The sequence below is a fragment of the Leptospirillum ferrooxidans C2-3 genome (assembly GCF_000284315.1).
In the GTDB taxonomy this organism is placed as follows: Bacteria; Nitrospirota; Leptospirillia; order Leptospirillales; family Leptospirillaceae; genus Leptospirillum; species Leptospirillum ferrooxidans.
The window spans coordinates 1,697,183-1,717,934 of record NC_017094.1 but is presented as its reverse complement, the minus strand read 5'-3'; the positions used below and the strand labels follow the sequence as shown (position 1 = coordinate 1,717,934).

Sequence of the window (20,752 nt, the reverse complement as noted above, 5' to 3'; positions counted from 1 at the left end):
CTTAATGTAGTTGAAATGTTTTTTCATACTCTCCGTTTCGTTTTTCTTGGAAAGGAAGTCCTTTGCTGAATGATATTTTAGCTGCTGTTGTCGTTATTGCCGGGTTATTGTTTGTGGTTTTGACGATGGTTGCATATTTGACCTATCTGGAAAGAAAGGTTTTAAGTTTTATGCAGGACAGGCTTGGACCGATGGAAGTGGGTCCATGGGGCTTACTCCAGCCTTTGGCTGATGGAATCAAATTGGTTTCGAAAGAAGACATTATTCCTCAGGAAGCCAATAAGGCCATTTTTAAAATTGCACCAATTATATCCCTTGTCCCGGCTATTTTATCATTCGCAGTGATTCCTTTTGGTAGAGACTCATTTCACTTTGGCGGAATTACAACTCATCCTTACCTTACGGATATCAATATCGGAATGATTTATATCCTTGCTCTTTCATCTATTGGTGCTTACGGGATCCTTCTTGGTGGTTGGGCTTCCAATAGCAAGTATTCCATCATGGGAGCACTGAGGTCAGCGGCGCAGGTCATCAGTTATGAGTTGAATGCGGGAATGAGCATTATTGGTGTATTGATCTTGGGAGGATCCCTTTCACTTGTTCAGATTGAAAAAGCACAACAAGGAGGTTTTTGGCATTGGTACATTTTTCCTCAGATTATAGCCTTTGTCATTTACCTGATCTCAGGTATTGCAGAAACAAACCGAACTCCTTTTGATCTGCCTGAAGCAGAATCAGAACTTGTTGCCGGCTTTTTTACGGAATATTCTGGAATGCGTTTTTCCTTATATTATTTAGCTGAATATGCCAATATGATTGTGGTGTCGTGTGTTGCCACAGTTTTATTCCTGGGCGGATGGGGATCTCCATTACCAATGCTTGATTTTGTCCCACCTGTTATCTGGTTCATGTTAAAAATCTACTTTTTTCTCTTCTTCTTCTTTTGGATCCGGGCAACATTGCCTCGATTGCGATATGATCAGCTTATGAAGTTTGGGTGGAAAATCATGCTTCCGCTCTCGTTTGCGAATGTTATCGTCACTGCTTTTGTCGTTTACGCGATCCGTCATTGATATCTGGTCGAGAGACCGTAGGAGTTCATATGGGAATTAAAAATTTTCTGAATACGATCATGTTTGGGGAAATTATGTCTGGCCTCAAACTGACATTTCGGCATATGTTCAAAAAAGCGGTTACATTACAATATCCGCATGAAAAATTAACTCTCCCCGATGGGTATAGGGGATTCATTGTCCAGCGACGCTATGAAAATGAACAAGAAAGATGCGTGGGATGTGATTTATGTGAAGCTATCTGTCCAGCCAAAGCGATCTCAGTAGTCGGTGATATTCACCCAGAATTTCCAGACAGACGTTACGCAAAAGAATATACGTTGGACTTTACGCGATGTATATTTTGTGGTTTTTGTGTGGTGGCCTGTCCAGTGAACGCATTGGCAATGACTAAGGAGTATGCTCATTCTTCTTTCACAAGGGAAGGATTAATCTACTCCAAAGAACAGTTATTGACCCTTGGTGATAAATGCGAGCAAGATTCTGTTGAATATTTAAAGTTTAAAAACATGTGGGAAGCCGAAAATTCCGGAAAAGAAGAGGGAAGATATCACTTCCCACCGATTCCATCAGTCAAATCAGGAGGTTGATTCAAAGCATGGAAATATTGTCTTTTGTTTATTTTGGAGGAGCCATCCTGCTTTCAGCCCTGATGGTAGTTATTTTTAAAAACCCTTTGTACTCTGCAATGTCTTTGTTATCCATGTTTGCCCACGTAGCAGGGCTTTATATCATCCTTGAGGCTGAGTTTCTTGCCGGGGTACAGTTGTTGGTCTACGCAGGCGCCATTCTGGTTCTCTACATTTTTGTTGTCATGTTATTAAACGTCCAGACTCAGGGACGTGTTTTGCAAAAGCAGTCGCCTATTGTTTTTGGCGCTGCTGTTGTCGCCGCAATAGAAGTCGCTTTCCTCATTTCCCGGACCCATTTCTATCCCGAACTTCCTCCTGTTCCACAGCCAGGTGTTCAGCCTCTTGGTAATACGGAGATGATTGGTATGGTTCTATACACTAAATACCTGTTTCCGTTTGAGATTGCCTCCCTTGTCCTTCTTATTGCCCTTGTGGGAGCAATCGTCATGGCTAAGGGGAAGCTGAAGTTCCGGTGATATTCATGTATAGTAGCTGCCGAAAGAATCCTTAATGAATCAAGGGTAGTGCTTTATTCCTGTAATAGGGGGAGTTTGTCAAATGGTTCCTTTGTCATGGTATGTAGGATTGAGTTCTGCTCTTTTTCTAATAGGTCTTATTGGTGTACTTGTCAGACGGAATACTTTGGTCGTACTTCTTTGTATTGAAATCATGCTCAATGCTGTCAACGTGAACTTTGTAGCATTTAGTAAATATCAACATGTTATTGATGCCCAAATCCTTGTCTTTTTTGTGATCACAGTCGCGGCTGCAGAAGTGGCTATTGGATTAGGAATTATTATCTCCTTATTCCGTCTTAAAGGCAGCGTTAACATCGATGACTTCAATATATTGAAGTTGTAGTCCGAAGGGAGAGTTGATGAGTTTTTATGTTTTGATCCCCCTGCTTCCTTTGGTCGGTTTCTTGATCACAGGAATCTTTTGGCCTTACTTCAAAGGCAAGGGGCATATTGTCACAGTTCCCCTCATGGTTGTCTCCTGGGTTCTATCACTGAAGGCTTTTTCAGAAACCATGTCTGCTCCGCCAGTACATATTAAGTTATTTGACTGGATTGACTCCGGCAGCCTGCATGTCGCCATATCTTTGATGGTTGACCATCTCACAGCCATTATGCTTGTTATGGTGACCACCGTTTCCACATTGGTTCATATATACACAGTGGGATACATGAAGGATGATTCAGGCTATGACCGTTTTTTTGCATATATCTCTTTATTCACCTTTTCTATGATCATGTTGCTGATGTCAGACAATCTTCTCGAACTGTTCGTATTCTGGGAAGCTGTCGGATTCTGTTCATATATTCTTATTGTTCATTGGTATGAAAGAAAGCCATCTTGGGTTGCAGCCAACAAAGCTTTCATAATGAATCGAATTGGTGACTTTGGATTCATGCTTGGAATTTTATTGGTATATGTCATTTTTGGTACGTTGAATTACTCCGAAATTTTTCAAAAACTTCCTGCTCATTTACATGACACAATCAATCTTTGGAGTGCTTTTAACGGGACAACTCAATATTCAGTGATTACCGTCATTGCTTTGTTGTTATTCGTGGGAGCTGTCGGTAAGTCAGCCCAGTTACCTCTTCACCCCTGGTTACCGGACGCGATGGAAGGTCCAACACCGATTTCTGCTTTAATCCACGCTGCAACAATGGTTACAGCCGGTATTTTTATGATTGTGCGTCTTAATCCCATTTACAATGCTTCTCCTGTTGCCATGTCCGTTGTCGCATGGACTGGAGCTTTAACTGCGATTGTGGCTGCCACAATCGCTTTAACTCAGCGCGACATCAAAAAAATTGTCGCTTATTCAACTATGAGTCAACTCGGATACATGGTTATGGCATGTGGCATCGGGGCATATGGTGCTGGAATCTTTCATTTGTTAACCCACGGCTTTTTCAAAGCATTGCTCTTTTTAGGAGCCGGCTCCGTTATCCATTCAATGTCCGGAGAACAGGACATCTTCCGGATGGGGGGCTTATCCCGAGCAATGAAAATTACATTTGCGACTATGCTCATTGGTTCTCTTGCATTATCCGGATTGCCCCCGTTTGCTGGGTTCTACTCCAAAGACCTCATATTGTCGGATGCATTTCAGTCGGGACCGTCCGGTCATGTGTTTTGGATGATAGGCGTATTTACGGCCATGCTAACAGCATTTTATACTTTTCGATTGGTTTTTGTGGTGTTTTTGGGCAAGGAGAAGTTTTCGGAAGGAGAACATCATCATGGGCATGAAGGACATGCGCCCCATGAAAGTCCCTTTGTCATGACCTTCCCTCTGCTTTTTCTTGCTGTAATGGCTCTTGTCGCAGGATGGGGAGGTATTCATTACGATATTATCGGATTCCTCTCCCAATCGATGCCGATCCCTCATCCCTTTGGGCGACCGGAATTGTCGGATGATACGTTGAAATCAATCTCGGTTATTGTTGCGCTCTTGGGTATTTTATTGGCTTATCTCCTGTATGGAAAACCTTCGACCATACCACAAAAAATAGCACAACAATTCAAGTGGTTATATTCTATATCACTCAATAAATGGTTTTTTGATGAGTTCTATGACCTCGTCTTTGTGAAGCCAACAATATTTCTGTCATTCCTTTTGTGGAAAGAAGTCGACAAGGGAGTTATTGACGGAATTGTTAATGGTGTCGCGGAGTTCTGCCAAACTAGTGCTGCAACGATTCGCAGGGTCCAGACAGGTCAGTTGCAGAACTATGCTTTGGTAATGGCTATTGGTCTTTTTGGCATGGTGAGTTTGTTTCTTTTTGTCCGATAATTGATTGGCTTAACCCTGAACCGAGGAACATGATGACTTTTCTCTCGATCCCGATTCTAACCTTCTTGATTTTTTTCCCTATTATTGGCGGAATTTTTCTTCTTCCTTTCATGAAAATGAAAGATTCCGATACGACAGTAAAATGGGTAGCGGTTGGCATCACTGTAGTTGAGTTTATTGCTTCATTGTCTCTTTTGATTGGTGGCAATCCCGGAACCTTTCAAATGCAATTTGGCGAGGACCACCTTTGGATTCCATTTGCCAATATTCATTATACCCTCGGTATCGATGGAATTAGTCTGGTCCTGATCATCATGACAACTCTTCTCATGCCAATGTGCATCTTTACCAGTTGGGTTGGAATCAAAAAACGCGTCACTGAGTTCATGATTGCAATCTTGATTCTTGAAGGCGCTATGATAGGTGTTTTTGCTGCACTAGATTTCATTCTTTTTTATGTTTTCTGGGAAGCAATGCTGATTCCGATGTTCCTGATCATTGGTGTATGGGGAGGACCAAATCGAATCTATGCCACTATAAAATTCTTTTTGTATACCCTTGCAGGATCTCTCTTTTTGCTCCTGGCGATCATTTCTCTCTATTTTGAGGGTGGGCATACTTTTAATATTGTGGCTTTGATGGGCCAACATTACTCTCCCATCTTCCAAGACTTTGCCTTTGTCGCCCTGTTTCTTGCATTTGCGGTTAAGGTCCCAATGTTTCCATTTCATACTTGGTTACCTGATGCACATGTGGAAGCACCTACAGCAGGATCCGTTATCCTTGCTTCTGTCATGTTGAAAATGGGGGCATATGGTTTTATACGCTTCTCTCTTCCCATGTTTCCTAAAGCATCCATGTTTTTTACAGGGTTGATTTTTGCACTGTCTCTCATTGGAATTATTTGGGGAGCCCTGATGGCTCTTGCCCAAGAAGACATGAAAAAATTGATCGCATACTCTTCCGTAAGCCATATGGGTTTTGTCACCTTGGGAATATTCGTTTTCAATGTACAGGGTGTGGAGGGAGCAATCCTTCAAATGATTAACCATGGCGTAACAACTGGTGCTCTCTTCCTTTGTGTTGGTGTCCTCTACGATAGAACCCATTCCAGGCTTCTTTCGGATTACGGAGGCATTGCAAAGGTAATGCCTGTGTTTTCAACCATGCTGGTTATTTTTTCCCTTTCTTCGCTTGGCCTTCCAGGATTGAACTCTTTTGTTGGAGAGTTCCTTGTTCTTCTTGGAACCTTCAGAGCCAATGCTGCAGTCGGCGTCATCGCAGCAATCGGTATTATTCTGGCTGCATTGTATATGCTTTATCTGCTTTCCAAAGTTGTTTGGGGGAAATATGAACCCCGATCCTGGTCATTGCCTGACATGAATCGTTATGAGTGGGCTTCCTTGCTTCCACTATTGGTGATTGTCGTATGGCTCGGAGTACAGCCAAATGCTCTGTTATCAATGTTACATGTTAGCGTTAATCATCTCATTGGACAGGTCAACACGACTTCCCCGCTTGCAAGTCTAAAGAGCGGATTCTAGACACGTTGATTGCTATTATTCTGGGGTTGATGCAAAGAAATTGATTGAGGGGGTCTAATGTCTTTTTCTCTGGTAAATATACTTGGGACGATGCCAGAAATTTATCTGACGTTTTTTGGGTGCGTGATCTTAATTCTTGATACAATGATCCCCAACGAAAAACGCTCATGGCTCGCCTACTTTACAATCGCATCCCTTATATTTGCCATGATTGCCTCTTATGGTCTTAATGGCAAAGGCCTTCCTCTGTACCAAGGCCTTTATATAATCGACCCTTTTTCTAATTTTTTTAAAATGATTATTTATGTTGCAGCAATTATCACCATCCTTTTTTCATTGCCCTATCTTGACCGTGAAGACATTCACATAGGGGAATACTACGCATTTATTCTGTTTTCGACTGTTGGAATGATGGTGATGGTCTCCGCTGGCGATCTGATCACACTATTCCTCGGGATCGAACTCATGAGCCTCTGTTTTTATGTCATGGTAGGACTTAAAAGGGGATCGCACCGGTCCGTTGAGGCATCGTTCAAATATTTCCTTCTTGGTGCCTTTTCTGCGGCAATTTTCCTTTTCGGTATTTCTTTTCTTTACGGAGCCACCGGCACTGAAACAATCTCAGGTATCGCAGCCTTTGTCGCGAATCCTGGATCCTTAAAACCTATGGTTCTTCTAGGAATCGTTTTGACTCTTGTAGGATTTGCATTCAAGATTTCTGCAGCTCCTTTTCATATGTGGACACCAGATGTTTATGAAGGTGCACCAACAGTTGTGACTGGATTTATGGCTACAGCATCCAAAATAGCAGCTTTTGGCGTTTTTCTGAGAGTATTTTGGGTATCATTTTCCGCAGATAAAATGGACTGGAATTTATTAATTATCATCCTTTCCATTTTGTCCATGCTTGTTGGAAATTTGGTTGCTCTACGACAAACCAATATCAAGCGCATGTTGGCATATTCTTCTATCGGACATGCTGGATATGCTTCCATGGCACTTCTACAACCCAATAGAGAGTCTTTATTCGCATTAATGTTTTATGTGTTTGTCTACATGTTCATGACTCTCGGCGCTTTCGGAATTGTTTTGATGCTCAGAAAGTCCGGGGAAGAAGGGGAAGAGATATCCGATTTTGTCGGTCTCTATAAAAGACATCCAATCGCAGCGTTTACAATGCTGGTATTTATGTTCTCTTTGGCAGGGATTCCCCCTTTTGGAGGATTCTTGGCAAAGTTCTATATATTCTTTGCTGTCATTCATGCAGGGTATGCTTGGTTAGCTGTTGTTGGTATTATTTTTGCCGCGATAGGAGCTTTTTACTATCTCAGATTAGTGATGTTAATGTATATGAAAGATCCAGAGGCTTCAGTTGAATTCACGTCATCTTCAATGGGAAGAATCGGGCTTTTATTGACTGCTGGAATGACAGTATTCCTCGGAGTATATCCAACTCCATTTGTTGAATATATAAAGTCTTCTCTTGCTATCTTTATCCCCTAAGGGGAAACAATGTCATTGGATGGCGGTACCACCAGAAAAGTGAAACCTTTAACCGAACGCCAAGAAGAAGTGCTTCGTTTTATCCTTTCTTGGATGCAGGCAAATTCATCACCTCCCACAATTACAGAAATTGCTAATCATCTGGGCATCCCGTACCCTAAAAGTGCGGGAACCCATCTTGAAGCCCTCGAAAAAAAAGGTTATATCCAAAGAATTCCCGGAAAAGCGAGAGGGATCCGTCTAACTGCAAAATCTTCTAGTTTCCAGGATGAAACCATTTCTTCCGAATGGCTTACCGTTCCTCGAGTTGGCAGAGTCAGAGCTGGCGTTGCGACAGGTTCTGATCATCTATCCGATGGTCAAATTACCATTCCATCGTCTTTTCTTTCCGAAAGACCTGATTTTGTATTAACTGTTATAGGCGATAGCATGATTGGTGCAGGAATTTACGACGGAGACCTTGCATTTATTAAAAAAGGTGGCAACGTTTCTAATGGAGATATCATTGTTGCCCAAATTCAAGGCGAGATGACTTTAAAAACCTATCTTCACCATAATGGAAGACTACTTTTACGGGCGGCCAACCCCTCTTATCCTGATAGGATTATATTACCGGACGATGAGGCTGATCTTGTCCAAGGACGCTTGATTGGAATTTTCCGATCATTGAGTCGAAACGGAGGACGAAATTGATGGAACCAGATAAAAATCACCCATCCGATCCAGAGAATTCGGAAATACCAACTTCTTTGGATGATTTGGGTCCCGACTCGAAACGTTACTGTCCCGGCATTAGGAATCTGAATGCAAAAGGCCGAGCGCTGCGAGGTTTTGTGGCGTTCTTTGGGTTTGTTGCTGTGATTGTCTATAATGAGCGTTGGCCTTCTGTTCTTGACCACCCGCTTTTGTTCACCATAGGGCTGATGATTTTATCTTTTATCACGGCAATTACTTTTCTTCAGAGTTTTCTTTCCTTTTGTGTTGTCGATGCTTTTTTAGGAAGGACCAATATTTCGGGGCGCTTTGAAAAAGTTTCTCAACATGCGCACGAGCTTGATAAAAAAAGAGCTTTTCTGATCATAGGAGGGGCATTGGTTCTAGGGATCCTTTTTTCGGCACTCCTTCTAATAAAAGAAATCGGCAGTACCGTTTAGACTTGCCCCTCTTAAGATATCCGCTGTAGCCACCATTGAGTATCAATATCCCTTATTTTATTGCTGCGTTTTCTAACAGAAAATCAAAATGAACTCTATTTTTCTTGGGTGGCAATGAAGTCGACTTGGCCTAAAACGCTTGCTGAATTGCGGAACCAAGTGGGAGCACTTCTTTTTTCAAGTGCGGTCTCATTTCAAAAAACGGCAATTCTCGATGAGGTAAAAACTTCAAGTTACCCTTTATCTGTCAAGTTCTTATACCATACACAAGACGCCTCTCCTGTTTTGGTACACCTTGGTGATAAAAACTCCTACCAGGAAATATCCTGCTCCGTCTGTTCTCCAGAATACTATTCCGGTTTTTCTGGTGCCTGTTCCCATGTCATATCGGCGATTGCATATTGTTTGGAGAATGATCAATGTCCGTTTCCACCAGGAAAAACCCCGATAACGGACAGTATCAAACAAACTGAAATAGCGTTTCGGAAAAAAAAGGATTTTCCATCAAGTCCTTCAGTCGTAGAACCTGCGAGTCCAAAGCCTGACAGACTGTTATGGCATGAGCAGCAAGGTGAGAAGGGGTTTATTGTTGCTGATCGCTACCGAGTTCCAATTGATTCGGAAACGATAAAGGGAGTTCGTCTTCGAAGTCATTTGCCAGGATATTCCCATCGTCCGGAAAACCGATTTTTTTTGGAGATGGAGTCTTATTTTCAAATTTCAAAGCTTATCAGTCTTGGAGGTCGGCAGGTTAACCTTTTTATACCAAAGTCCATCAACGTCTTAAAAAGGCTGATCAATGAAAGTCCGTTCATTATAGAGAAGTGTGTTGATGGCAATTGGTTCACACTACCGTTCGCTATTGCCTCTTTTCATTGGATAGGAATTTGGGTTCCGAACATTCAAAACCGAACCATTCACCTTGATTCTTCATGGGTGATTATGGGGAAAAAACATCCATCATCGTTTGTTCAGTTTTTCTGCTTGGGTGAAGTTACTTGTATTTTATTGTCTGAAAAAAGTTTATTTTTTATTGACGGGAAACTTTCTGAGAGGGTGATTTCTTTTCTTCAAGCGACTTTTTTTCTTCAACCTGCAGATCTATTGTATCAATCCAGTTTTTTAACATCAGAAGATTCCCTGAGTTTTCATTTGAAAGATTTCCCGTACCCTCCAAAACTTTTACAAGGAGAAAAATGGAATCCCGTTGTCGATATTCGAGATTTCCATCGAAAAGGGGTCAGTCTTTTTATCTACCTATTCTCAGTGGGAATAAAGTTTCCTTTGTTCGGACCTCAAAGACTCAATATCGGGGACGTATTATGGTGTGACGATCGACGCTATCCAGATCATCTATGCTTGATTCATCGGGATCGGCAGAAAGAACTTTTTTACAGAAATATCGTTGAAAAAAATCTTGGACGCGGTTCAACGGATCAATGGATCTCCTTTTCCAATGAAAATCGAAGTGTTGTCTACCAAAAAGTTTTGCCCTCTCTTGAAAAAGCTGGCTTTGCGAGAGGGGAGCTTGAGTCTTCAGAAAATCTATTATATTCAGGGGAGGTAGACCTTTTCGTCAAGCTTTCATCCAAATCCTTGTCTTCTGAAAGGAATGATTTATTCAATCACAAGATTTTGAGTCATTGTATTTTAAAGTGGAAAGACCATGTTTGGAGTATGCCTGTCTCAAGAGAGGATGCGGGTGATCCTGTCTTGCACCTGTCCGAAGGTTTTGCTGTTTTGATGGATCAGGAGTTTCAGCAAAAAATGCATGATCTGGTTCTTTTGCTCGAGCCTGATAAAGATGGACGATCCATCATCAGTCAGTATTACGCTTCTATTCTCCTCCGAAGTCGACCCGATCTGCCGTTTTTACCGGATGAAGAACTCGTTGACCGCTTATTTCCATTTAAAGTGTCCTCCTTGTCCGCAAAGCAATCTTCCTTCCTTGAAGGAGCTGTTAAGATTCCCCTAAGGGAGTACCAGATCGATGGTGTTGCCTGGATACACTCTCTCAGGTTATCAGGCTTGGGAGGTATTCTTGCGGATGAAATGGGACTTGGAAAAACCTTGACAGTCCTTTCAGAACTTGTACTTGAAGCGGAGCGTGCAAAAACTCATTCCGAAACTCTCCCTCCAACCTTGATCGTTCTTCCAGCAACATTGCTGTTTAATTGGGAAAAAGAAATTTCAAAATATGCGGCAACCCTTACGGTAGCGATTCACCATGGAGCTGGAAGATGGGAGCGATGGAACCAGGCACTTCTTCAAAACGTTATCCTTTCAACCTATGGTACAGTCCGAAATGATCTTGAGGAGATGGTAAAGGTCCGATTCCATGGCATTATTCTGGACGAGGCCCAAGTCATAAAAAATCCTGCTTCGGGAATTGCCTCTGCCCTCTTTTCCCTGAAGTCTTCCTTCAAACTCGCCTTGTCCGGAACGCCTATCGAGAACCATCTTATGGATCTTTGGTCGATATTTGCATTTGTCATGCCTGGTCTTTTGGGAAGCAGACGTCGATTTGAGAGGATATTCGTCGAAGAGGGAGGATTTGGAAAATGGGATTCCGATCGGATCGCCCTTCTTCGATCTTTGATCGCTCCTTTGATTCTCAGAAGAACAAAGGAGAATGTCTTAAAAGACCTTCCTCCAAAGATTATGATCGACTATTGGATAGATCCGACCCCTGAAGAGAGACAAGAGTACAAGAAGCTTAAGGAGAATGGACGCCATAGTCTGAAAGGGATCAGCGGAGGAGCTTATCGTCTGGGTGTTTTTTCTCTTTTGATGACTCTCCGGAGGTTCTGTTGCCATCCTGATCTGGTGAAGCGTGATCCACCTCTTGATTTTGAAAATCCCGCTAAGTTTCAAATAGTTAAAGAAAAAATCTCAGAAGCACTGGAGGATGGCCATGGAGTGATTCTTTTTTCTCAGTTTGTTGGAGTTCTTGATCGTTTTGAGGAGTACTTCAGGGCAGAACGGATTCCCGTTTTGCGTCTTGACGGGGGGACATCACTTGTTGATCGTCAAAGGATGGTGGAGATTTTCCAAAATAATGACGAACTGTCTCCAAGGTTGTTTTTGTCAAGTCTGAAGGCTGGTGGTGTTGGTTTAACATTGACGAATGCCGACTATGTTTTTCATTATGATCCATGGTGGAATCCTCAAGTTGAAAATCAGGCAACAGACCGTGCTCATCGTATGGGGCAGGATAAAACAGTCTTCGTTTACCGTTTTCTGACAAGAGGAACTGTTGAGGAGCATGTTGCGAGGTTAAAAGAAAAAAAGGTGGCCCTGTTTGCCAAAGTGATGGCAGATGAGACATTTGAGCTGTCGGAGGGACTTGATCTGACAGAAATCGAATCACTTCTTTCAAGTGATGGTGAATTCCTTTAGTATCGTAATAGTCTGAAATCAATAGGGTGATTCAATATGGAGAAAAAATATGTCCGACAGTTTGTTTTCGAAAAATATAGAAATGCTTTACTTGGCAGGGGAGACAAGACAAGAGGCACTTGACCGAGCAAAACTTTTGAACAAAGAAGGAATTGGTACAATCCTTTGGCCAATCCTTTCGGAAGAGAACGATTCTGATGGGGAACTTTTTCTGAAGGAGATTCGGGAGCTTTCCCATCAAATGGGTTTGACGATGATTCGGGGAGGAATTTCTTTTTCCTTGTCACAGTCGGGATACCCTTCGTCCAATGGCTCGATGGATCACCTTCGTTCTGCTATAGCAGCTGCGGAAGACTATTCGATCGGATGCTGGATCGATATGGAAGAAGGTGAGAGAGTTTCTGAGACCATGGAAACTTTTCTGGAACTGAGAAAAAAGTTTGCTCACCTGTCGATCACTCTTCAAGCCAGACTTGATCGAACAGAGAAGGATCTTGAGACCATCCTCAACAAAAGAGCGAGAGTCCGACTCGTCAAGGGACAATATCCCGTATCTCTTGAGTCAGGATCAAATGATCCGGATCAGATTCGAAGGAAATATTTAAGCTATATGGAGTGGCTATTTTCCGAAGGGGCGATGTTTGCTGTCGCAACTCATGATGAGGAGATTCTTCAAGGGGCATCGAGACTCCAGAATGCCCATCCCAGAATGATGGAGTTCCAGATGTGGCTGGGAATGCGGGAGGATAGAATCCGGTCCCTTCTTTTTGAAGGAGGCTTTCCTGTTACACTTGTCCTCCCATATGGGCCAGGAGCCAGGAAGCATCTAAAAGCCTTGCAGGAGATAGGAAAAATCTGAAATCAAAAAGCCGGTCTTCTGAACCGGCTTTTTGTTATGCGTTCTTCAGGATCTTTCTGAAATCATTCCGGTTTTTTGAGTCCCAGGAAGTCCCTTGTAATATTGACGAGCATGGTTCTGTGCTCTGGTGTCCCCAGATTCAGTCGATATTCGTTGATCACTTTTACGCGCATATCTTCCCATGCAGTCCAGCACGTTTTACAGACTGAATCCTGTACCTCTTTTCCAAAGCCTGAAGGGAAAGGAGGTTGTTCGAGACCCTCAGCATCAGCCCCACACCTTGTACAATGAACGATTGCCATTCTAACTCCTCATCATATTCTTAAACATTGACTTACTTAATTTTAATGACCATCTCCCATCGCGTAAGCTTACCACAAGCGAAGAATTTTTCTTCCCAAAGCGCATTGCTGTTTCCGAAGGGGGATTACGGTTTTCCGAGCGTACGTTCCCGTTTCTAAGGCACATACGAGAAAAAGATTGTTTTTCCCATCTTATCTGCCTATTCCCGGGCATTTTCCCTAGGCCACTACGGTCCCTGAGTCCTCCATCGGAGATTTTGGCGTCGCAGACGCCACAGAGACCACGTTGTATTCTCTGTCATAGTATGGAAACGATAACAGAAAAATCGGTCGTTCGCTAACCCCATCATGCCCTGCCGGGCCAAGAAGGGATTAGGTGGTCACTTATTGTTCAAATGGCTCCCCATGGGATCCTAATGACGATCCTGTGATGTTTCGGAGGCTAAAACCCAAATTCGGAAAGCAGTTTATCAACATCTGTCTGATTGACATCGGTCGGATGACCCGTTCCCTTGAGATCAAGAGCTTCTATCGGAGCAGAGGATCCTTTATCTTCAGGTGCTTCATGTTTGGATTGTGGAGAAAGTTCGACAAGGATCGTAAGGAGTTTGTTTTGGAGGTCATTTAATGTCCCGGTCATTTTCCGGATATTTTGTCCAACCAGATCCTGAAAGACCATCGCTTCAAATCCATGAAGGATTCGTTCTTCTTCTTCGGAAAGGAGTGTTTCAACGGATTGCAGCTCTGCCTGAAGTGTCTTGGGGCTTTCTTTCATTCTTTGTACAGCTTCTCGAAGCTCCCTGTTGGTCTCCAGTGATTTTTCGAACCCCTCAAGGAGCTTGTGTGCTGCCTCTTCCGTCATTTTGGATACGGCCTCAAGCCCTGTGGATGTTTGGGGAAGATGAGTCTCCATCATTTTCATCGTATCCATCATCGAGTCTGACATGGAGAGGATCTTCTGGATTTCTCTTGCAGTCTTTCCAACCTGATTCAATAAATCGGCACTGGCATCATCTTGTTTGGGCAGACCCCGAGATTCATCGTTTGTCATTTGAGTTTTTTCTTTCTCTGATTGTACGAATGAGGATAACACTGGAAGTCCCATATGCTGTTCAAAGGAATGGACATCAAAAACGTAAACAGGTATGGAGTCAATGGTGTCAGAATAGCTTAAGAATGGGAGACCCAATTTTTCCAGTGTTTTTCGTTCGTTGGGAGTCTTTTCCCTGATCACTTTTCCGATTTTGGTCGTGGCGATGCCAAAGCGAGCGCCATTTGAAAAAGCGATGACTAAGAGTCTGGCGGGAAGCGATTGGCTGTCCTCTTTTTCGAAAGCTCGTTTGAAATCAAAAACTGGAGTCTGGTGTCCATTTTCATGAATGGTTCCGGTTTGAAGACCTCCCGGTGATTCAAAAGTCAGCTGTTCCCCTTTGAGAATTTTAAGGATATCGTCAAGTCTGACACCAACAAGAATGTCCTTTGTTAATGGAAAGGTAAATAGCTGCAAGATAGCCTCTTTCTTCGGAAGGGTCGCCCCGGCGTATGGCTTCCGGGTGTTTAGGACTTCACAACAGCTTGGTACATTGGTGAATCTTTTTATCGATTGTAATCGATATATAAGGTCGGGCGATCGGATTCTATCAAAACAGAATGATTAGACCTAGTCCCCTTGATTCCCGGATATCTTTAATCGGTTCATCAAAACGTCAGAGTATGTTGAATTTTGTCACGCCAGCTCATCCCCATTAATCAATGCCTGGTCATCCAGAGCTCTTCTTCCTTCCCGACGGGATGTCTGGATTGCAATGTCTTGGACGTCGACAGGGAATATTCCCTCTGAAGCGAGTTTGCCAATCCATTCCTGGAACTTCAGGACCTTGACCACCAGAAAATCAAAGGGAAATATTTCCGAAAGAAGATCCTGATGAAAGTATTCGACAAAAGATTGTTGGGGGTCTTTTAGAAAAAAGCGTATGACGTTCATTGTGTCAGGAAAGATGGCTTCGATTTCTCCACCAAAAGACCATATTTCATAAGGGTAGATGGAATCTCTGTAAATATTGGGGAAGCCTTGAATGAATTGGGAGGTGTTTGATGTTTGCCTGGAAAGATATGCGGACAAATCTTGATACTCCAATTCCAGGGCATCAGGATCCAAAGAGTAAAGGTTCAAAGGCGTAATGGCTTGGCGTTCCCTGTTTGAAAGTGACAGGGATTCAAGCGGAATGGCTGAATCTTGTATCAGTCGATAAAACTTCTGGAATTCCGGGAGAATGGTTGCAATCTCTTTATTGTCGACTTCAATCGCCAGCCCCTTGAGATTCTTCATTGGGCAATAACGGCAGACAGCCTCGAGGGATTCCCATAATAGTTGGGGAATGGGAGCAGTGTGGTCATCCTGGTGAAGCGTTATTTCCGAATTTTTAAATAAGGAGAGCCCTCCCATATGGATTTCCATGACATGTTCGATGGGGAGGTAATGATTGATCCATGAGGTGATGGCCTCGGGTTGGGGTTTGATTCCGAGAGCTTCGAGCATTGTGATCAAGTGACCTATATCGAGTCCCAGTCCAATAGATGTTTCCTTGAGGATCGAATGGAAAAATTCTCCAGGATGCATGGATCCCGCCAGAAAAAACGGAAAGGGTGGAATTTCGACAATCAACTGTCGTCCTTCCATTTGCTCCATGAGCCACAAGGTGTTTTCCCTGATCTGGTGGGCCGACTCTCTTGAGAAAAGTGGCGGGAGGTATGTTCCAAAGGTTCTTCCCCCAAACGATTTATGTGCACACTCGTGAATCATCCATTCGGATTCGAGTGCGTCCATATGGGCATTCGCCCGTATGATTTCCTGTCTTGTTGCAGGTTGTTCCCTGAAATTCGTCTGGGTGTACCAAAGGGCATCTCCGTGATAGGTGAGGGGAATCCTTTTGGGAATCGTTTCTTCCCGGGTTTTTTTCATGTCAACCGTTCGGCCGCGAAAAATCTCTATATAGTCAGGCAGATTTTCTGATGGATGAGTCTCACCGACGCCGGTGAGTGAGTGGTAGAGGGCATCGATGGGGGGGAAATAGAGGTCTGTAGAGATTCCGATTTTATACGGATGGCTCAATGGAAGTTTGGGGAGATCCGTTTTGGGCATTGATCAGTATCCTTGACTGTGATGGATGGAGCCCTCTGTGGACGTATTTCTCAACTTTATCATTATCGGATTTTAGCGGATTGGATTTCAAAAATCCGGAGGTCTTTCCTTTTGATTGTCTCGTTCAAATGATTCATCGGAAGATTGGATCATGTCTGGTCTTGTGAGTGAAAAAGTGGATCCGATGGGTATTTGTTAGGGATTCTTGATCGGATGAGTGCTGGAGGTGTGTGGTGGTTCGAGTGGAAAAAAAAGGGGGGAAATCCCCCCTTCATGTTCGGGTTGAATATTACCCGTTGTGGTGATGCTTCTTGTGGTGATGTCTCATGTGATGATGGTGTTTGGCATAATGGTGATGCTTTGGATAGCAACGATGATGACGGCGATAATACTTGCTGTGATGGTTGCAACCATGACGTGCATGTCGCTTTTTCATGTGCTTCTTGGCATGATGTGCGGCAGGAGCTGCGGGAGCTGCTGGTGCACTGGCGGCAGGAGCTGCGGGTGCTGTTGCATCTGCGGCAAAAGAAACTGGCGCTGCGGTCAGGGAGATTGCTCCCATAAACGCAAACGCGACGAACAGGGAAGAGATCTTTCTGATCAGCATTTGGGCTCCTTTGGTGTAAGGCCATAAAGTCAACGATGTCCGGGCACCACTTGCCCGATTCCCCCACAGTTTAAAGAAAGAACTGGGAGATTTCAACATGGAGCGGGATGGAGTCAGTTATTGGTGGCCTTTTGCATGGATAATCTTTCAAGGAGTTCAATCCTGTCAGTATCATAAGGATCAAGTTCAAGGGCTTTCCTGACACATTCAATCGCTTTTTCCCTATTTCCAAGATCTTTGTATATTCCGGCTAATCCATCCCATATTCCTGGATCCCGATCATTGATTTCATGAGCCTTTGTAAGGACTTCTAATGCTTTTTCCTGAAGGGTGCGATCTTTTCCCATAGCTCCGATATCGGCCATGCACCAGGCCAGATCGACAAGGTATGTAATATTCCCCGGAGAACGATCAACGGCCTTTCGATAAATAAGAAGGGCATCATTCATTCTTCCTCTTCCCCTTAGCGCCCCGGCAAGGGTGTGATACTGGGACGGTTCTTCAGGGTCAAGTCGTATGGCATCTTCCAACGCAGAAATTGCTTCCTGGGGGACACCCTTTTCAATCAGACACTCTGCCAGACGGCGAAGCACCATAGGTGCATTGGGAATTCTGATCAGAATCTGACGGTAAAGCGCGATGGCATCGATCAGCTTTCCTGTCAGCCGAAATGTTTCGGCTTCATCAAAAAGCTCTCCGATTCCTTTGTTTTCTTCCATTCGGGATCCTCCGGATTGATAAGGCTGAGGTCTTATTCTTGCACAGTCACTCCTCAGGATCGATAGGTCTTTTTGACTAAGGGGAAGGAATGGAAAGATTGGTGGTTTGTGAAGATTGTGGCGCACTTTCGATCAAGGATTCAATCTGTCCAAGAAGTCGGTTCCCTCCAACACGAAAGGATAAGTATTGAGCCTGACTTCCATTGACCGTCAGGTAGGCCCTTGCCGCCTGTCTGGTATTTCCGGTAATGCCGACTGCGGATATGGAGAATGTTTGGGAGACGATGGTAATGTCGCCCTGGATATTTGCAAGGACGGCCGGTGGAACGACCTGTGAGACGGCCTGCATTGTTCGAAAAGGTCTGGACTGGGTGATGGAAGCCGCGATTTGAGGAGTCATGGACGGATCGAGGGACTCTATGACCGTTTCGGATGCGGTATTCAGGTTCACCACCCCATCAGATTCAGCTGTGATGTAGGGTTCTAGCGCCTGAAATTGCGATTCGGTCATTCCCATCACCTGGTGGAGCTCTGAGAGGACATCCATGGGGGCTCCATGGGGCCTGTAGGGAGGAATTTGGGAAGCATATGCTCCTGCAGGGGGCGGCTGGCTGGTTCCTGTCCCGGAAACCCAGACTTCAATGGCCGGAATCACCGATATGGGAAGACCCAGTAGTGTGAACAGCTTTTCGAGTTGTCCAACTCTATGAAGATTGGGGATTCCATTGGTGGAGATCTGATTCAGATTGATCTTTGAGTCTTCATCGGTGACGATGCCAGAAAGAAACATGTTTGATGCAACGGGAAAATTGATCAGGGGCGTCGCCCATGGCTGATCAAGGCCGGTGTAGTTCTGTCCACTTTTTACAGCTGCGAGGGAGCTTCCGATAATTTCGAGCTTGCCCGCCTCGATCCCTGATCGGGCGAGATAATAGGCTTGTGTGTTGTCATGGAAAATTTCTGATTCCCTCAGGAAGGATTCTGCTCGATCGATGATCCGAAAGACCAGAAGTGTCAGTAGAACAACCATGAACAGCACCATGACTAGGGCGAACCCTTCGTCTGATTTATGAGGGCTGGATGGTTTGTACATCGATTCGCACGTCAAGAAGGTCATGCTGGTCGAATCTGCGCTCAAGGGAAATGTGCGTGATCCGGAGAAGGTGAGGGGCCCGCTGGATTCGGGCTATAAAGATGAGGACATGGGCCAGGTCAACCTTTTCAAGGTGCAGGCTGACCATCACCGAAGGATAGCCACCTTCGGAAGGAAGGTTTCTGGGAGTCATTTGGGAGACTGATGTTGAGATTTGAGAATGCCTCGCTTCCTGCTCCAGATAGGAAATCAGGGAAAACCCGGCGTTATCCGAGCTTAACAGATGGGAGCGTTCATTGATGGAGGACTGTATTTGCCGAAGATGGGATGAGATCTGGCTGGCTTTTTGGACCTCTTCCTTAAGGGCTGTCTCATCGGAAAGGGCTTCTTCATAGGGATCAAGAAAAAGGGATGTCAAAAGAGTTGAGATGAGATAGAGGGCGAGAAGGGACAGCATGATGGCCAGGAGGCTTCTCTCTCTTGCGGTCAATTTTTCCCAACGCTCTCGGAGAGGGATGGAGTACTTTCTGATAGGAGCAAAAATGGGAGAGAGAATGGACAGATATCTTTCAGTCATGAGTTCCTCCCATCCTGAAAGTCACTGTTCTATGGTCAATGCCCAGTCTGGCACTTTGCACGGACAATTTTTTGATGTGCGGGTTTTTCAGAAGTTCAGTCCTGATGGTTTCCACATGCTCAAAACTATCGGTTTTTCCCGATAGGTTGAGACTTTTTGCTCCTATGGAGAGTGAAACCAGCTCAAAAGTCATGTTGTTGGGAGGTGCGATGGAAATGGCCCTCAAGAGCTCAATAATATCCGTTCCTCTTGACAGCATCCGGCTTTGTTTTTTGAGATTCTTTTCTTTTTGCTCCATCTGGGCAATAGGGTCGACAATCTGCGATGTGTCCAATGCTTTTGATGCAATCGATCTGATCAAGTTTTTTTCCGCCAATACATGGGACTTGATGGCTTCATAATGGACCCATCCATCGAAACCCATTGCCAGAATGAAAAGGGTCGTCAGGAGAACAAATGGACGGAGCTGTTTGATGAGGAATTTTTTCTCATGTTCGGAGGCTAGTGTTCCAGTCCGGAAATCAGGAAGATCCCGTCTGAGACTTCCGTCCGGAAAAAGATATTTCAGACCGGTCATGATCGCAGCGTCTTCATTGGCCCCTTTGGATGGGAGCTTTTGGAGCGGGGTAGCCCCATTTCCTATTCGTAACAACTGGCCTTCCATGGAAAATGCAAAGAAGATATTTTCAAGCTGTCGGATCCGTTCTTCCGGGGATGGATCTCTGATCACCAGCTCTTTGACTGGAAAATCTCCATCAAGAACGAGGATCAGCATTCGGGTTATCTGCTCCTGGCAGAGAAGCGTGAACTCTTTCTGGTTTTTTTCTGAAAGGCTCTCTTTTGGCTGGGTTTCTGCAAGAAGCAGGGATTCCGGAAAAATATGCTTGGGTTCGAGGTGGTGGTCGGCAAGCTTCCTTATGGCTGTTTCCATTGGAGCTTTCGGAGTTGTCAGGGCGAAAACCCGGTAGGAATTGATCTCCCTTGTCGTTCTGATGGCTGTTTGGCATTGTTCGATCGGCCAAGGTATCAGTGCGTCCATTTCATTTTCACAAGCAGGAAGCAATTCCTGCTTCAAAAGGGATGGGAGCATGAAAGATTCGGAAATGGAGAGTTCGGGGGGCCAAAAAAGAATGGAAATGACATTTTTTCCAGCAAGCAGGTCGTCAAGTTCTGGAATCTTCAGCGGTTTTTCCGGGTCCAGAAAATCTTTTGGAGAGATCGGCCAACGGAAGTGATTTTGGATTTCCCAGGATGACCGATCCCTCCGGGCAATATAGGCTTCGAGGTCGTCATCTGAAAATCGGGTCAGTAAATATGTATCTGCCATGAGACTTCT

The 20,752-nt window shown here is 44.3% G+C and carries 19 protein-coding genes; 12 read left to right on the top strand and 7 right to left on the bottom strand.

Features of this window, described 5'->3' with window-relative positions; genetic code table 11:
* Nucleotides 1-62: 62 nt before the first annotated feature.
* The 11 genes from nuoH (at nt 63) to LFE_RS08685 (ending at nt 12,976) form a co-directional block, all read left to right on the top strand.
* Entirely contained in the window at nt 63-1,076 is a 1,014-nt protein-coding gene (gene nuoH / locus LFE_RS08735) for an NADH-quinone oxidoreductase subunit NuoH (protein WP_014449858.1), read from the top strand.
* A gap of 29 nt (nt 1,077-1,105) precedes the next feature.
* Nucleotides 1,106-1,666, top strand: a complete 561-nt coding sequence (gene nuoI, locus LFE_RS08730; protein ID WP_014449857.1) for an NADH-quinone oxidoreductase subunit NuoI — start codon at nt 1,106-1,108, stop codon at nt 1,664-1,666.
* Nucleotides 1,667-1,674: 8 nt separating this feature from the next.
* Nucleotides 1,675-2,184, top strand: a complete 510-nt coding sequence (locus LFE_RS08725) for an NADH-quinone oxidoreductase subunit J family protein (protein ID WP_014449856.1) — start codon at nt 1,675-1,677, stop codon at nt 2,182-2,184.
* Between the two features lie 82 nt (nt 2,185-2,266).
* Entirely contained in the window at nt 2,267-2,569 is a 303-nt protein-coding gene (nuoK, locus tag LFE_RS08720; protein WP_014449855.1) for an NADH-quinone oxidoreductase subunit NuoK, read from the top strand.
* A gap of 16 nt (nt 2,570-2,585) precedes the next feature.
* Nucleotides 2,586-4,517, top strand: coding sequence for an NADH-quinone oxidoreductase subunit L (nuoL, locus tag LFE_RS08715; protein ID WP_014449854.1), 1,932 nt, complete (start codon nt 2,586-2,588; stop codon nt 4,515-4,517).
* Between the two features lie 29 nt (nt 4,518-4,546).
* Nucleotides 4,547-6,061 (top strand): NADH-quinone oxidoreductase subunit M, encoded by a 1,515-nt coding sequence (locus tag LFE_RS08710; protein WP_014449853.1) that lies wholly within the window; start codon nt 4,547-4,549, stop codon nt 6,059-6,061.
* A 57-nt stretch (nt 6,062-6,118) separates the two neighbouring features.
* Nucleotides 6,119-7,564, top strand: coding sequence for an NADH-quinone oxidoreductase subunit N (locus tag LFE_RS08705; protein WP_014449852.1), 1,446 nt, complete (start codon nt 6,119-6,121; stop codon nt 7,562-7,564).
* Nucleotides 7,565-7,573: 9 nt separating this feature from the next.
* The gene (lexA, locus tag LFE_RS08700) at nt 7,574-8,257 is read left to right on the top strand and encodes a transcriptional repressor LexA (protein WP_014449851.1); all 684 of its coding nucleotides are present in this window, start codon (nt 7,574-7,576) and stop codon (nt 8,255-8,257) included.
* The gene (locus tag LFE_RS08695) at nt 8,257-8,718 is read left to right on the top strand and encodes a hypothetical protein (protein ID WP_014449850.1); all 462 of its coding nucleotides are present in this window, start codon (nt 8,257-8,259) and stop codon (nt 8,716-8,718) included. Before lexA ends, LFE_RS08695 begins: the two co-directional genes overlap by 1 nt.
* 1,677 nt (nt 8,719-10,395) lie before the next feature.
* The gene (locus tag LFE_RS14150) at nt 10,396-12,117 is read left to right on the top strand and encodes a DEAD/DEAH box helicase (RefSeq protein WP_158310263.1); all 1,722 of its coding nucleotides are present in this window, start codon (nt 10,396-10,398) and stop codon (nt 12,115-12,117) included.
* A 49-nt stretch (nt 12,118-12,166) separates the two neighbouring features.
* Nucleotides 12,167-12,976, top strand: a complete 810-nt coding sequence (locus LFE_RS08685) for a proline dehydrogenase family protein (RefSeq protein WP_014449848.1) — start codon at nt 12,167-12,169, stop codon at nt 12,974-12,976.
* 62 nt (nt 12,977-13,038) lie between these two features.
* On the opposite strand, the gene LFE_RS08680 is transcribed toward LFE_RS08685, so the two are convergent.
* The 3 genes from LFE_RS08680 to LFE_RS08670 form a co-directional block, all read right to left on the bottom strand.
* Nucleotides 13,039-13,278, bottom strand: a complete 240-nt coding sequence (locus tag LFE_RS08680; protein WP_014449847.1) for a Fe(2+)-trafficking protein — start codon at nt 13,276-13,278, stop codon at nt 13,039-13,041.
* A gap of 442 nt (nt 13,279-13,720) precedes the next feature.
* Nucleotides 13,721-14,785 (bottom strand): protein phosphatase CheZ, encoded by a 1,065-nt coding sequence (locus LFE_RS08675; RefSeq protein ID WP_014449846.1) that lies wholly within the window; start codon nt 14,783-14,785, stop codon nt 13,721-13,723.
* 219 nt (nt 14,786-15,004) lie between these two features.
* Nucleotides 15,005-16,420, bottom strand: a complete 1,416-nt coding sequence (locus LFE_RS08670) for a multinuclear nonheme iron-dependent oxidase (RefSeq protein WP_014449845.1) — start codon at nt 16,418-16,420, stop codon at nt 15,005-15,007.
* A 213-nt stretch (nt 16,421-16,633) separates the two neighbouring features.
* Between LFE_RS08670 and LFE_RS13965 the strand changes: the two genes are divergently transcribed.
* Nucleotides 16,634-16,984, top strand: a complete 351-nt coding sequence (locus LFE_RS13965) for a hypothetical protein (protein WP_148272604.1) — start codon at nt 16,634-16,636, stop codon at nt 16,982-16,984.
* A gap of 156 nt (nt 16,985-17,140) precedes the next feature.
* Here the strand turns inward: LFE_RS13965 and LFE_RS08660 are convergent, their stop codons facing one another.
* The 4 genes from LFE_RS08660 to LFE_RS08645 all read right to left on the bottom strand — a co-directional run bounded on the left by LFE_RS08660 (nt 17,141) and on the right by LFE_RS08645 (nt 20,743).
* Nucleotides 17,141-17,746 carry a tetratricopeptide repeat protein gene (locus tag LFE_RS08660; protein ID WP_014449843.1) on the bottom strand — a complete coding sequence of 202 codons (606 nt, stop codon included), beginning with the start codon at nt 17,744-17,746 and terminating at the stop codon, nt 17,141-17,143.
* Between the two features lie 76 nt (nt 17,747-17,822).
* Nucleotides 17,823-18,839, bottom strand: coding sequence for a type II secretion system minor pseudopilin GspK (gene gspK, locus LFE_RS08655; protein WP_148272603.1), 1,017 nt, complete (start codon nt 18,837-18,839; stop codon nt 17,823-17,825).
* Nucleotides 18,814-19,416 (bottom strand): type II secretion system protein GspM, encoded by a 603-nt coding sequence (gene gspM / locus LFE_RS08650; RefSeq protein ID WP_014449841.1) that lies wholly within the window; start codon nt 19,414-19,416, stop codon nt 18,814-18,816. The genes gspK and gspM overlap by 26 nt, the downstream gene beginning before the upstream one ends.
* Nucleotides 19,409-20,743 (bottom strand): hypothetical protein, encoded by a 1,335-nt coding sequence (locus LFE_RS08645; protein WP_014449840.1) that lies wholly within the window; start codon nt 20,741-20,743, stop codon nt 19,409-19,411. The genes gspM and LFE_RS08645 overlap by 8 nt, the downstream gene beginning before the upstream one ends.
* Between the last annotated feature and the right edge of the window lie 9 nt (nt 20,744-20,752).